The following is a 13,312-nucleotide window of genomic DNA, read 5'->3' as shown; positions in this document are numbered from 1 at the left end:
CGATGATTTCTAGATAGATTACGATAGAGACGAAGGTAGCATCTACCTTTAATTTTATAATACGTTTTCATAATACAACTCATATGGATATCACCGTTTACCTAACGCCCAATTAAGGGGTGAACAACGCCTCCATCCAAACCTAACGCATTGTGCCATAAACACTAAATTTGAAGTAGAAGCAAAAGTGCCAAGCGTTGTGAATCCCTCTTAAATTGCTTGTTATATTTACTAACCACCAAGCCCCAACCAACCTGTTAGTAAAAGGACTAACACTCCAGATGCAACACCTGCAAAAATAATTGAAACTATATGGTCGATAAACCACTGCCCAACACTTTTCCTTGATGATGATTTTATGTTTGTAATGGAACTGCCATTGCCTGTTTGAACATTTTCTACAGGGGCATTGAAATTATTAGTAACACTAGAATTTTCTTCTTTTTTACTCATGTTTTCATATTTCTTCTTAACAATAACTGCGTGCCCACTAACGGTTTTTTCCATATTTGCCACATAGCCCAAAACGCTGCATTTAGGTGCTGGTTTGAAGCCGTTTCCCATAAGTCGGCTATCAACATCAGCCATATGACGATAAACCGTTGCTACCATACCATTTAAAGCAGATAAACATTCTTGGATAGCGGTGTCGATTGAAACACCGCAGTTATATGCAGTTTTACCAACTTGCTCAAGGATTTCTAAACTATGGTTCTCCAAATATGGTTCAATGTAACCACACCAAAATGCCTGCCGTGGAGAGCCAGTGAATTTTATCCCTTGATATCTGATTGGCGTGCCATCGTATTTTTGGGTTTCAAACGGAGGGCCGACAGAAATAAATGACCACCTAATAACCATATCTGCTAACTTTTTTTGTGTTTCTGATACTAACTTATTAGTCAATGGATAAACTTCTGAAGCCATTCAGCACTACCTTTTAGCTCGAGATTCAATGTAAATATAACGCCCAATTAAGGTGTGAGCAACGCTACCCCGAAACCCAACGATACCACCTTAAACACAAAACCCAACGATGGAATAAAAAATGCCAAGCGTTGGGAATCACTCTTAAATTGTTTGTTATGTGAATTTACTTTTTAGTTAGGTGATTTAAAGGAGCCCATGCCAACTCACCTCCTTCCCCTAACTTTGAGCACCAGATCCAACCATTGAGATCGTACTCTCTAATTAAGGTTTCGCCCACTGTAAGCGTATGCTCTTTGGCAACATAGTCCTTGAGAACTGTCACTTGTTCACTATCGATAGTTAGAACTTGCTTTGGAACCCAACCTTCTTTTCTTGTTCCGCGACAAAAGACCCAATTTGGCCAATCACCTTCCGGATTTGATTCTTCCACAAACTGCAATTGTTCACCTTTTACTACATGAATAGGTGACTCTGGAGCATCTTGATATTCTTTAACGACTTGGTATTCCATTTGTTATATTGACTCCATTGACATAACGCCGCGTTAAGTGGTGAGCAACGCCAACCACTCTACCTAAACCTTTGTGACATAAACACTTAACCCAAAGTAAGCCGAAAATGCCAAGCGTTGGGAATCCGTCTTAAACGCTTTGTTATGTACGTGCTCAAAGGGATGCCCCATCTATTTTTACGACCTGAATTTCACTGATATTTAACCCACTAAGACAACGAGCATTTACAGCCCAACCAGTAAATGGGACTTTGCCTACCTCGATTTCAGCTTTAGTCAATTGGCTAGGTTTACGAAATGGCAGAATACCGCATTTAGGACAAAAGTAGTCTTCTGCTGTCTCACTGCCCCATTTGTATAAACCTGCATTTTCGAGAGGAGTTAGAACCGTCAAATTCTCTTCTGGCACTCTAAAAATTAGCGCACCTCTACGGATACAGATGGAACAATTACACTCTCGAAGATGGTCAATATCAGCTAAAACTTCGAATTTAATGAGACCACAGTGACATGAACCGGAATACGTTTTTGGCATCCTGCCTCCTTAGTACATAACGCCCTGTTAAGGTGTGAGCAACGCAATACCGAAGTTTCCGCATACCACCATAAACACTAAATACAACGCATAGTAAAAATGCCAAGTGTTGCGAATCACTCTTAAACAATTTGTTAAATGCATCATGTGCGCATGACTAAAGGCACATCTTCTGCGTTAGGCAAAGAATCACTATTTCCCATATGCCTATAGATATTTTGTCGATCTTCAACGCTTAGTTTTTCCCATAAAGAGGGGCTGATACATACGTCTTCGGATTCGGTAAATGCATACATATTAAGAATAGAGATCAATTTCTCATCGTTTACTAAGTTTTTAAAATCCGAGCAAAGCTCATCGAACTCAGCAAACCAGCAGAATGAAACTAATGTCCGATTTTGCGATGGCACAATACTGAGAGCAATAAAAGGTTGAGGGGATTCAAAATGCTCAGTCATCCATTCAGAATGCTTTTCACGTAGAGGAGAAAAGCAAGTTGTACACGACACACCTAAATTCCCGTGAAGTTCGAAAGAACGGAAAGTAACGCTATCACTATAACTGTTTGCTTCATCTATTTCCTTTAGTCTTTGGAAATAAAATGGCGAATCTTTATCTAAAAATAACTTAATACCTGCGGTCGAAGCTTCATAACCACTTCGACCTTGGGGATGCATCAGCTCCCCAATTTGCTTGAGGATATCGATTTGCCTAAGGTAGGAGTCCCTTTTGTTTGCGGATTCATAACTAACACTCCGAAGCAACAAAAGGTAATTGTGATAAGCATCAGTAACATCGAGATTTTCATTTTCTATAGGAGAAAAAATCTCTGTATCGTGACTGTTACAATAACCTTTGTACCTAGACGATTCAGTTATGGTTTTTTTAACAAGTAGCTCTCGTGGCTTTCCAGAAAAAATATTATAAAGCCCCTTCTCTACACTATATACCCACCCACCCTCAGCAATTGAGTCAAGTTGGCACTTCTTTTGTTGAGAATGGGACTTTATTGCTTTTTCTTTACAGCCAATTTCCATACAGGAATATTCACGGCGATTTGATGCCTTCTGAGCCTTTCCTATTCCAGCTTTAATCAACTTTATCCTTTGAACTTCTCTCATAAGCCTTACCAATCCAATGTGCATTTAACGCCGCGTTAAGTAGTGAGCAACGCTAACCACATAACCTAAGCCATTGCACCATAAACACAAAAGCCAATTAAAACCAAAGTCGCCAAGCGTTGCGAATCTGTCTTAAACGCTTTGTTATGTGTCTTCCATCTCCATCAGAGTCAGACACCAGTCGCTCCAATCTGACGCATCTAAGTGGTCAACAACAAAATCTGGATTTTCTTGCCCCCACCAAGCTAGCACTATTCGATATTCCTTTTCTGATAATGTGAAAGGAGTCCATCCCCCCATCAACCCATCTTGGTCACATGGGTCACTTCCACCTCTTAAAAAGTCATTAAAAAACTCTAACGGAGGGAAATATTTTTCACCATCTATATAACCGAATATGCCATAGCATACTTTTTTGTTCTCCGACAATATACGAATTGCTAAACCCGAATTATCTTCCATTCTGTTACCTGTTTTCTTTTGACACATAACGCCCTGTTAAGGTGTGAGCAACGCAATACTGAAGCCACTGCACACCACCTTAATCACTTAAACCAACGCATGGTAAAAATGCCACGCGTTGCGAATCACTCTTGAACAGTTTGTTAGTGCGCTTTTTCAGCGATCCCCTAACCTTTAAGCGCGTTACGCCAATACTCGACCGTTTTGTCTGAAACCATGCCGGTTTCTCTGGCTGCAGCCACTAGAAAGTCACACAACTTAGCTGCTATCTGCTCATTACCGAGTAAATACAAACTACGAATTGCTCGGGTCAGGCGGAGTTGATTGTGGTCATGACTTTTAAGCCAGACGTGATTAGCAGGACTTAGTTCTAGTAATGAAGAAATTTCACACCCGTCTCGATGCAATCCCCAAAACTCAAGTAAAAGGTCGAGAGCTTTTAAGTGAGCTACACGCAATTCTTCTGAATTAGCAAAAGCCTCTCGATCCGCTTGAGTTACCAAAGGAGCATGTTGATTGAACTTAGTACCCTCATCTATCGGGAAAAGAACTTGAATGTACTTATGATCATGCTCTAGCCAGAAGTGGTTGTAAGCTAACAACTGCTCTACATTGCGACCAAATTTATCTGGAGCTTCACCAGATATGAAACGAGCAATTTCACTCATTTTAAATCCTGCTAATTGTAATTTTTATCTTTGCGCACTAACGCCGCGTTAAGTAGTGAGCAACGCCAGCACCTAACCTAAACCATTGCGCCGTAAACACAAAACCCAACAATGGAATGAAAAATGCCAAGCGTTGGGAATCTGTCTTAAACGCTTTGTTATAACACTATGCCAACAGTTCGCGTTTAACTCTTTGAAACTCTCCACCACGGTTCGGGAATACAAGATAGACACGAAACGCCAAGTTCTCACTAACCATTGGAAAAAAGATTTCAATCGCTTGCTTTTCTTCATCGATATTAAAGTGTTGTATCTGTTCTTTATTGAGATACGTTTCACCTTTTGAATTATATGAAAGTCCAATAGTTGCACCATACCAACCCCCGGACTGATCTTGTACGCCACCATCCTTGACTACAATTTTTATTAGGTTTTTATTCATTTTTTATCCTTTTAATACCAACTCAGTACAAAATTTATCGTTGTGTTATAACGCCCAATTAAGGGGTGAGCCACGCGACCACGATACAAAAATTGGACGCCGTAAACACTAAACCTGACCCGAACCAATAATGCCAAGCGTGGGGAATCCCTCTTAAATTGTTTGTTATGTGGCTGGTTCAGTTTATAAGACTAAGCAAACTGATAAAGGCAAAGCAGCCGAAAGTAGAAACTTACCACCCAAACCTGTAGATTCTAATTTCGTTACCACTGTGCTTTTCGGTGTTTCATTATCAATTAAACTACTTGCTGCCACCCCAGCTACATTGCTTGGGTCACAATACCCTACTTTGTGACCAGAAAACGAAAACAATGTTCCTAGCCCAAGTTGAAGTAGCATTGAGTAGAAGAAATAGTCACTAACATACTGAACACTCAACGAATTAGTAACTAATTCAAACGTATAGACCACCGCGAAAAAAAACGAATTTGCTATAAATATAAACAATAATAATTTACGCACCTTACTCACCTATTCTTGATTGCCAAATAACGCCGCGTTAAGTAGTGAGTAACGCTGACCACTGAGCTTAACCTTGCCACCGTAAACACCAAAACTCAACCAAACCAAAAATGCCCTGCGTTACGAATCTGCCTTGAACGCCTTGTTATACGCGTGGTGGGTTTTTAAGTCGAACTTTCATCACGCTATGATTTGGCTCACTTTCGATATCAACAACAGACCAACCCAAAGATTGATACAACAAAGGAACATTCGTATAAGCATACAGGTGAGCTTGACCGATTTCTGATGCTTGATTCACACCACGATTTATTAGTTCACTTGCTATACCTTGACCACGATATTCTGGAGAAACATAAACCGCATTAATCCAAACAACTTCAGAATCACCATGTGGTTCTTGAAAGTGAGAAAAAGCCAAGCCACCGATAACCACATTCCCTCTGAGAGCAGCAAGTACCTGCGGAAGCTTAGAGTCGGGTTTGTATGTGTCAGAGAACAAAAAATCTGACCATTCACTTTGAAATAGCTTTTCTAAAGCAATCCAATACCGACCATTTTCACTACAATTTCTGAATACTATTTTGTTCATATTGGATATTTTCCAAGAAAGCGTATAACGCCCTGTTAAGGGGTGAGCAACGCAATACCGAAGCCGCCGCAAACCACCTTAAACACTAAAATCAACACATAGTAAAAATGCCACGCGTTGCGAATCCCTCTTGAACAGTTTGTTATGTGCGTGCTTACTTTATGCACCAAACTGCTTTATACGCTTGGCACCAATAAAAAACCGATACTTACTTTGTTGAAGTAAGTCTAAATGGCGCTCAAACTTGGGTAAGCCATTGGACAAAGACAGATGGTAGACGAGTCCATTACCGGCGTACACTCCAACGTGTGCTCCGTATGAGTCAGCAGAGTCGTTGTACAACATGATATCTAGCGGCTTAAACTCAGTGACCACCTCACTCAACTCTGAGTCATTCCACAGTTCACTAGAACGGTAGTTAGGTGGATTTAGACCGAAGTCTCTGAGCAGATTATACGCAAAGACCTGACAGTTAGCTCCAAGCGTTAAGTCGGAATCATCTTTGCAACCTGGAATGCGGGATGAAACGTATCTTACATTTTTGAATCTATCGGGAATATCCATGTCCATTTTCTCCCAAAGCACATAACGCCGCATTAAGTGGTGAACAACGCGACCACCCAAGCCTAAACCTTGCCACACAAAACACTGAAGCCGACCTAAACTGAAATTGCCAAGCGTTGAGAATCCGTCTTAAATGCTTTGTTATGTGAATTTCTGCGCTTATCCAATATTGCTATTTTTACTTTTTAGACTTTCGTTCTCTAGTTCGAGTTTTTGAACTTGAAGCTCTAAAAACCGGTCTAGATTAGGCTGAGTAAAAACAAACCACCGAATAAAGCCAATTAACATTGCTACAAAGCCGAACACCAACATTCCAACAGACACCCCTTGCTCCAACTTTTTATCCGACGGTTTGATGCTGATGAGCTTTTCAATAGCTATTACTTCTAGTTTTTCTGTTTCGGTAGGATTAGCAATGCTGTTTAACTCTGAGGATCTCAAAACTAACTCAATAAACTCATCATTAAACCTTTCATTAGATAAGTTAAACAAGTAGCCCCCTCCCAGCATTAACAACAACCCAGCTATCGTAAGAAATTTATACAAATTATCCGTTGGTATTGTTACGTTTGCTTGATACATACTCGTAAAACTCCATATTCACATAACGCCGCATTAAGGTGTGAGCAACGCTACCACGAAACTTAACCATACCACCGTAAACACAAAACCCAGCGATGGAATGAAAAATGCCAAGCGTTGGGAATCACTCTTAAATGCATTGTTAGCTGCCTTTAACAAGGAATACGCCAAATAACCTGCCTAACAGTGTCTGCTCTACCTGCTGATATTTCCTTACTAGGAATTTTATTTTCCAAAGCTGGTATCGGGCTATCCATCCATTTTAATGAGTTGTCTTGTGAATGATAGTAAATGGTTATGGCAATATCCCTATTTCCACCGCATTTACCTAAAAGCTCATCTTTGAATGTGCAACTTTCAAAGTTGTCTTCCAAGCAAGATACATATTTATTCCAACCTTCAAAATTCACTATGACTCCTTATGGCAGCTAACGCCGCATTAAGGTGTGAGCGACGCTTGGCTATACTTGAGCGAAGCGAAAACGCCAAGCGTTGCGAATCACTCTTAAATGCTTTGTTAGGTCTGTGTAACTAACTCCCAAGAGTGCAAGCGTTGGTTTTGCACTAGAACCTGAGCTCTTCCGATTTTGATACCTTCTTTTAAACTCCACCATGTAGGATAAGGCATAGCTGTAAGCGTTATAGCCAATAACATTAGCGCTTCTGAGTTTGATAATTCAAGCCAACTCTTAAGATAAATTGGACATGTCATCACCATAAAACATGTCATATATAGCAATAAATAACATGCAATTAATACCCGCCGTTTATTTTCAGACTGGTATTTTCTTTTAAATCTTAGATGGTTGTTACCCAGTGATTCTACTTGCTCTAAGTAATCACGAGATAAAACGTAATCTCTTAAACACTGAGCTGGGTTCACCAATGATAATATGTACTCTATTTCGGATGCTGGTACATTGTTCGTGCCTGCAAGCGCTTGATAACCTTTTTCTTTAGCATAGGGATGTAAATTTTTTTAGAGTCAGACAAAAACTCTTTTGCGAAACGATATTCCTCTCTGAGCTTTGCTCGCTTACCGCTAACTACATCGTATAGTATTTTGCTAATCGCCGCGAAGCTAGATACTCCGCCAATAATCTTTATCAATAGGAATATGTCCACACGTCCTCCGAAGACCTAACGCCGCATTATGGTGTGAGCAGCACTTGGCTATACTTGAGCGAAGCGAAAACGCCAAGCGTTGCGAATCACTCTTAAATGCTTTGTTAGCAATATGTTCAAAAACCTAGCACCTTAACTAAAATAGCACCTAATACTGCCACTATAATGGGCGCTACATACAATTTATGGATATTTGAGAACATCCCACTATTTGGAATATAAACTGTTTCAGCAATCTCGGAATGTGTTCTAGCAACACTGCCTTTTACCGATTCTTCGATAATCTGGTCTTCAATTTTCTTCCTAATTTTTCGTAAACGAACAGACAATTGCTTACCTAAACCCCAAAATGTGAGCCCCACAAATATCGTTAGGTATATTATGATGAAAGGTATGTTGTCCGGTTCTGCTAAGTGCATGTGATTTGGGGTTGGTGATTTTTCCCAAAAAATCATTAGAAATTCTGTGTTCTGATAAATAAATGCTACTAAATTTTTGAATGGAGCAGCAAATGCCGAACCAAGTCGAGACCCATCATCTAACCGGAAATAAATCATTTTTAGAAATGAAATAACCGTAGAGACCACGCAAGGAACAACAATTGTGAACCCAACAATTCTATACAATATAGATTTCCGTTTTGCTTCGTAAAAATTCAAAATACTTCCTTATATTGCTAACGCCTGCAATAACGTGTGCCACGATGAACTCACCAAGCGCACTGAACTTCGTACCAAAACCGCCGAGTAAAAGGCATCACCTTGATTACTTTGTTAAACGGGTTCTACCCACGAATACTGTTGTCCCTCCAACAATCGGGTAGCAATCTTATTTATCAATGTTTTTCGCCACTTTAAAATCAAATATTCTTCAATTTCTGCACGCCCCAATTCAACAGGAATGTAAGACATTTTATAGTTTTCTGTAATGTACTTACGTAAAGTTCCTAATTCCTTGAATCCGTACTTACTCTTTATTTTTTTTGTAAAAGCATGATTATACGGCCTCATTAGATCCGCCATACGGCTACGAATACCCGATGTTTCGCCGACATAAACAGGAGTTGAGCCTTCCCATATCACATACACGCCACCATGATCAGGGAAGTCATTTCGCCAACCGTCAAGAAAGGGTATATGTTTCTCAGCGTAACTCAATTCTGCTTCAATCTCAGATAAAAACTTTTTCGTATCAAATTTCAAATTTTCACATCCCGTTTAACGCCTTGCTAAGGTGTGAGTAACGCAATACAAAAGCTACCGCACAGCACCTTAATCACATAAGCCACCGCAAAGTAAAAATGCCACGCGTTACGAATCACTCTTAAGCAATTTGTTAGTACATGCGCTACTTCTATTTGTGCGCTCCAAGATATTGAAAACTGGCATGATATGAAAGGCTTTGAACACTGAAGTGAGACGGGCAGCTACAAAACTTTACCGCCATTGAGAGACAAAAGTGAGCTAGAAGAAAAACACACTGAGCTGCCCTACTTTCACTTGCTTCAAATTAGAAAAGGATTCGTTCCTCGCACTTCGACAGCAACACCAAAGAAAGACAATTTTGACTTAGTAAAAACCACGAAAAAGAACAAGCAATAAAAAAATAGGCTAAGAGTTAGAAACCGTAAACGGTGAAATCAAAGCGAACACTCCGCATATAGTGCCACCGGAAAGAACGTGAAAGGTACAAACCGAAAGGTGTAAAGACGAGCGCCAAAACAGATAAACACCAAAACTTATGACCTTTGATGTCAAACCCGTACTAACGCCCTGTTAAGGGGTGAGCAACGCTACCACCAAAACCTAAAGCATTGTGCCATAAACACTTACGTTGAAGTAGAACCAAAAATGCCAAGCGTTGGGAATCCCTCTTGAACAGTTTGTTAGAACGATGCTCAATAGCTCCTTAGATGCACCAAGATATTGAAGAAAAAGGCAAAACAAAAGGCTGCAAACACGAAAATAAGAGGGACAACTGCCAAAGCAAAACTCACCCTCAAACCCTAAGCTGGCGTAGAAGAAAAGTACTCCAAAATACTGCCCTACCACCATTTTCAAATTAGCAAAGGATTCGAGCGTAGAACCCAAACAACCACGTCAAAGAGCAAGGTTTAAGACGATAAACTTTCGCAGCCAAAGAAACCGCGCGAAAGAAATAGCTACAGTGTTAGAAACAGTAACCGGTTAATTTGAAGCACCCTCTCCGCACATAGTGCCACCGGAAAGAACGTGAAAGGCACGCTGACTCAGGTGAAAAGCAAAGCCAAGAACAAGATTAACTCTGAAATTTTAGCCTGTGATTTTCAACCCGTTTCTAACGCCGCGTTAAGTAGTGAGCAACGCTACCACAAAACTTGACCATACTACCGTAAACACAAAACCCAAATTAGCACTAAAATCGCCAAGCGTTGGGAATCTGTCTTAAACGCTTTGTTATAAGCGATTTTTCCATTGTCGCCAATGCCCAAACTTCACCATTTATGACACGTGACTCACGATCCACTGACTTAACTTTAAAACCTAATTTTTGGTAACAGTTTTGAGCAACTCGATTTCGCTCAAAGACACCAAGACTTAGTTTCCAAGCCCCAAATTCAACAACGGCTTTATCAATGACAAGGTTCAGCATGAGTTGACTAAATCCTTGTCCACGATATTGCTCTGCAATTAGTACCCTACAGATTCGGTAGTGACTATTTGTAATTTGGAATAGTTCAACGAAACCTATTGGCTGTGAGTTGTTGAACACAATAAAGGGATTTACTTCCGACTTTGAACAATGAGCTTTAATCTGAGTACGATCAAGTGGGAATGAGTAAGTTGGACCACTCCACAGGTACTTCTGCTCTTGGCTTTGAACCCAGCCAATAAGCAAATCATAATACTGTTCTGAAAATGGCTCTAATCTCATTTCTACGCCCTAGCTTATAACGCCGCATTAAGGGGTGAAGCAACGCTACCACTAAACCTAATTTGACTACCGTAAACACCAAAACTCAACCAAACCAAAAATGCCGAGCGTTGCTGAATCCCTCTTGAATGCTTTGTTATGTGCGTAACTCGCCCATGAACGCCTTTGCCTTTTTAGGGCTTGTTATTCTTACGAATTTGATATGACTATACTTCGGATCGTTTAGCAATTCTGTGTAACGAGACCGTTTTTTACTGTAAGTTTTTAACGTCCAAAGGATGATAGAATTTTTACTAAGAAAAGACTTCCTGAACGACTCAACATTACCTGTTTTATCCCATAGTTCCTGCTTGGTGACTGTGCGAACTAAAGCCCGTTTCAGAGCTTGAAACAGTGTTCTTACGAAGGAATAATCAACCCAAATGATGGTATCGACTCTGCGCCATTTAATTTCAGCAGTTCGATTGTAGTTACCATCAAGAACCCAGTGTTCTGCGTTCAATCTGTCAGCTAAATTTGCAAAGAACTCTTCATCTGAAGATTCTTGCCAGTTGGGCTTCCAGAATATGGCATCCATTTCAACATAAGGATACTTTAGCTCACTCGCGAGCATACGACTGAAAGTACTTTTTCCACTGCCACTAGTGCCTATTACATTGATTCTTTTCATCGTCTGACCTGATTTTCAGCCCTAGCACATAACGCCCAATTAAGGTGTGAGTAACGCTACCACGAAACTCAACCATGCCACCGTAAACACTGTACTCAAATTAGAACCAAAAGTCCCAAGCGTTAGGAATCACTCTTAAATTGTTTGTTAAGCATATGGGGGCGCCAATAAGAATCCCATAACTCTTTATTAGTAGTCGGTGAATTTCTACTTTGAGTAGTTGGATGAGGTGCCTTTACAACCACATGATCAAAAATCGCAACCATATCTAACATATGATGAGCATCACCACAGGCTAAAATCAACTCAGAACGATCCAGAATAGGAAAGTTGACACCAAAAGCTTTATTTATGCACCCTAAATGCTTCTTTTGTGAAATCTTCTCATTTCTAAGTAATGATATGACGCATTGAGCAAGACAATACCAAATTTTAACAATGCGAAGGCGCAATCACTTGGAGTCGCATAATCGCTTTTAGGGATACAGCCGAATAGTGACGAAAATATACTATAACCTGCACTTCCTTTTTTAAGGTCGTCCCAAGAGGCCTTAACAAAAGGAATATTTTCAGCTCCATTTGGGTATGGATCTCGTCCTAAGATAACTAACCTGACAGTAGAAACTGAAAGAGCTTCCTTTAGATAATCTTCATTCAAAGGAAACTCAGAATATTTGTATTTAATTTCAATCATATACACTCAATTAATATGCTTAACGCCCTGTTAAGGTGTGAGCAACGCAATACCGAAGTCACCGCATGTCACCTTAAACACTAAACGCAACGCATAGTGAAAATGCCTCGCGTTGCGAATCACTCTTAAACAGTTTGTTATGTTTTATTCTACGATACACCGCACTATACTAAATGAGCTTGGAACAGTAATGATGCTTTGAGGTTCTTGTTTTAATTTAAGAGTTTCATAGATACTAGGATTTAGCTGGATAGCGTTGTCGACAAGCACAGTAGTCATTTGAGGACCAAGGAAAATTACTGACTTATTTTCACCTAAATTGGAACAAAAGTGTTTCGTACTAAAGTCAACTTTATGTGCGACAGCATAAGCCTTAAGCTTCATATGCTGCTCACTATCAAAGTACCTATTAGTAAACACCCACCCAGTGAGAGCAGAGGCTAAATACCCCACCCCCAGGAGAAAAGCCAACCAACCATACTTGTTCTCTCCTCGATACGCCCACGCACTAAGAGATAGCATCACAAACGAAACTAAAAACACAACTCTAAGTACAACCTCGAGAGTCAAAACAGTATTTAAAAATGTAAGTGCAATTTGAGTATAAGGAAAAGCAGACGCATCAACACCAAAAACTGCATTTATTGTTGCCGAAGCCGTGTAGTTTGATGAATAAACAAGCAATGAAAAAGCTAAAGAGATCGCAAACTTCACTGAATTGTACTTCCACAGCTCAGAGATATACGAATTTCTTTCAAAAAAAGCTGCAATGTAAACCAATAGCCAGGCAATACCACTAAAAAAACTTAAATGAATATACGGTTTAAACCAGTCCTCATCGATTAAAGCCAAAGGGATAACAACCGTAAGCAGAAACCCTAAAGTCCCAAATAAACCTAGTTTGAACTCTTCATCATATTTCTTTTTTTTAGCCTCTAGCTCTGAGGGTTCCGTATTTCCCAATGTAACCTCCTGTAAACA

At 40.0% G+C, this 13,312-nt stretch carries 18 protein-coding genes; all 18 read right to left on the bottom strand.

Annotated elements, in window-relative coordinates:
• Positions 1-231 precede the first annotated feature (231 nt).
• Positions 232-927, bottom strand: a complete 696-nt coding sequence (locus OH461_RS14235; protein WP_270021236.1) for a hypothetical protein — start codon at positions 925-927, stop codon at positions 232-234.
• A gap of 166 nt (positions 928-1,093) precedes the next feature.
• Positions 1,094-1,441: an SH3 domain-containing protein gene (locus OH461_RS14230; RefSeq protein WP_270021235.1), complete on the bottom strand. Its 348-nt coding sequence runs from the start codon at positions 1,439-1,441 to the stop codon at positions 1,094-1,096.
• 154 nt (positions 1,442-1,595) lie between these two features.
• Positions 1,596-1,976: a GFA family protein gene (locus OH461_RS14225; RefSeq protein ID WP_270021234.1), complete on the bottom strand. Its 381-nt coding sequence runs from the start codon at positions 1,974-1,976 to the stop codon at positions 1,596-1,598.
• A 143-nt stretch (positions 1,977-2,119) separates the two neighbouring features.
• Entirely contained in the window at positions 2,120-3,097 is a 978-nt protein-coding gene (locus OH461_RS14215) for a hypothetical protein (protein ID WP_270021233.1), read from the bottom strand.
• Positions 3,098-3,241: 144 nt separating this feature from the next.
• Positions 3,242-3,559, bottom strand: coding sequence for a hypothetical protein (locus tag OH461_RS14210; RefSeq protein ID WP_270021232.1), 318 nt, complete (start codon positions 3,557-3,559; stop codon positions 3,242-3,244).
• A 167-nt stretch (positions 3,560-3,726) separates the two neighbouring features.
• Entirely contained in the window at positions 3,727-4,227 is a 501-nt protein-coding gene (locus tag OH461_RS14205) for an opioid growth factor receptor-related protein (protein ID WP_270021231.1), read from the bottom strand.
• Between the two features lie 166 nt (positions 4,228-4,393).
• Entirely contained in the window at positions 4,394-4,669 is a 276-nt protein-coding gene (locus OH461_RS14200; RefSeq protein WP_270021230.1) for a hypothetical protein, read from the bottom strand.
• A 183-nt stretch (positions 4,670-4,852) separates the two neighbouring features.
• Complete coding sequence (locus tag OH461_RS14195; RefSeq protein ID WP_270021352.1) at positions 4,853-5,140, bottom strand: hypothetical protein; 288 nt, start codon at positions 5,138-5,140, stop codon at positions 4,853-4,855.
• Between the two features lie 196 nt (positions 5,141-5,336).
• On the bottom strand, positions 5,337-5,783 hold the full coding sequence (locus OH461_RS14190; RefSeq protein ID WP_270021229.1) for a GNAT family N-acetyltransferase: 447 nt from the start codon (positions 5,781-5,783) through the stop codon (positions 5,337-5,339).
• A 159-nt stretch (positions 5,784-5,942) separates the two neighbouring features.
• Positions 5,943-6,347, bottom strand: coding sequence for a hydrolase (locus OH461_RS14180; RefSeq protein WP_224721380.1), 405 nt, complete (start codon positions 6,345-6,347; stop codon positions 5,943-5,945).
• Between the two features lie 159 nt (positions 6,348-6,506).
• Entirely contained in the window at positions 6,507-6,929 is a 423-nt protein-coding gene (locus OH461_RS14175) for a hypothetical protein (RefSeq protein ID WP_270021228.1), read from the bottom strand.
• A gap of 152 nt (positions 6,930-7,081) precedes the next feature.
• Positions 7,082-7,339: an antitoxin Xre/MbcA/ParS toxin-binding domain-containing protein gene (locus tag OH461_RS14170; RefSeq protein ID WP_270021227.1), complete on the bottom strand. Its 258-nt coding sequence runs from the start codon at positions 7,337-7,339 to the stop codon at positions 7,082-7,084.
• An 831-nt stretch (positions 7,340-8,170) separates the two neighbouring features.
• Complete coding sequence (locus OH461_RS14165; protein WP_270021226.1) at positions 8,171-8,713, bottom strand: YniB family protein; 543 nt, start codon at positions 8,711-8,713, stop codon at positions 8,171-8,173.
• Positions 8,714-8,827: 114 nt separating this feature from the next.
• The gene (locus tag OH461_RS14160) at positions 8,828-9,256 is read right to left on the bottom strand and encodes a hypothetical protein (RefSeq protein ID WP_270021225.1); all 429 of its coding nucleotides are present in this window, start codon (positions 9,254-9,256) and stop codon (positions 8,828-8,830) included.
• A 1,192-nt stretch (positions 9,257-10,448) separates the two neighbouring features.
• The gene (locus tag OH461_RS14150; protein WP_270021224.1) at positions 10,449-10,967 is read right to left on the bottom strand and encodes a GNAT family N-acetyltransferase; all 519 of its coding nucleotides are present in this window, start codon (positions 10,965-10,967) and stop codon (positions 10,449-10,451) included.
• A 136-nt stretch (positions 10,968-11,103) separates the two neighbouring features.
• Positions 11,104-11,637 (bottom strand): shikimate kinase, encoded by a 534-nt coding sequence (locus OH461_RS14145; RefSeq protein ID WP_270021223.1) that lies wholly within the window; start codon positions 11,635-11,637, stop codon positions 11,104-11,106.
• A 358-nt stretch (positions 11,638-11,995) separates the two neighbouring features.
• Complete coding sequence (locus tag OH461_RS14140; protein WP_270021222.1) at positions 11,996-12,331, bottom strand: hypothetical protein; 336 nt, start codon at positions 12,329-12,331, stop codon at positions 11,996-11,998.
• A gap of 144 nt (positions 12,332-12,475) precedes the next feature.
• Positions 12,476-13,312 (bottom strand): hypothetical protein (locus OH461_RS14130; RefSeq protein ID WP_270021220.1); only part of this gene is annotated, 837 nt, incomplete at its 5' end.

It is taken from the genome of Vibrio sp. LaRot3, assembly GCF_027587025.1.
In the GTDB taxonomy this organism is placed as follows: Bacteria; Pseudomonadota; Gammaproteobacteria; order Enterobacterales; family Vibrionaceae; genus Vibrio.
This window is presented reverse-complemented; position numbering and strand designations above follow the sequence as displayed.

Coding starts and splice junctions, on each gene's coding strand:
- OH461_RS14235 (WP_270021236.1), bottom strand. CDS start 927: ATGGCTTCAGAAGTTTATCCATTGACTAATAAGTTAGTATCAGAAACA.
- OH461_RS14210 (WP_270021232.1), bottom strand. CDS start 3,559: ATGGAAGATAATTCGGGTTTAGCAATTCGTATATTGTCGGAGAACAAA.
- OH461_RS14175 (WP_270021228.1), bottom strand. CDS start 6,929: ATGTATCAAGCAAACGTAACAATACCAACGGATAATTTGTATAAATTT.
- OH461_RS14200 (WP_270021230.1), bottom strand. CDS start 4,669: ATGAATAAAAACCTAATAAAAATTGTAGTCAAGGATGGTGGCGTACAA.
- OH461_RS14225 (WP_270021234.1), bottom strand. CDS start 1,976: ATGCCAAAAACGTATTCCGGTTCATGTCACTGTGGTCTCATTAAATTC.
- OH461_RS14230 (WP_270021235.1), bottom strand. CDS start 1,441: ATGGAATACCAAGTCGTTAAAGAATATCAAGATGCTCCAGAGTCACCT.
- OH461_RS14150 (WP_270021224.1), bottom strand. CDS start 10,967: ATGAGATTAGAGCCATTTTCAGAACAGTATTATGATTTGCTTATTGGC.
- OH461_RS14145 (WP_270021223.1), bottom strand. CDS start 11,637: ATGAAAAGAATCAATGTAATAGGCACTAGTGGCAGTGGAAAAAGTACT.
- OH461_RS14205 (WP_270021231.1), bottom strand. CDS start 4,227: ATGAGTGAAATTGCTCGTTTCATATCTGGTGAAGCTCCAGATAAATTT.
- OH461_RS14180 (WP_224721380.1), bottom strand. CDS start 6,347: ATGGATATTCCCGATAGATTCAAAAATGTAAGATACGTTTCATCCCGC.
- OH461_RS14140 (WP_270021222.1), bottom strand. CDS start 12,331: ATGATTGAAATTAAATACAAATATTCTGAGTTTCCTTTGAATGAAGAT.
- OH461_RS14190 (WP_270021229.1), bottom strand. CDS start 5,783: ATGAACAAAATAGTATTCAGAAATTGTAGTGAAAATGGTCGGTATTGG.
- OH461_RS14215 (WP_270021233.1), bottom strand. CDS start 3,097: ATGAGAGAAGTTCAAAGGATAAAGTTGATTAAAGCTGGAATAGGAAAG.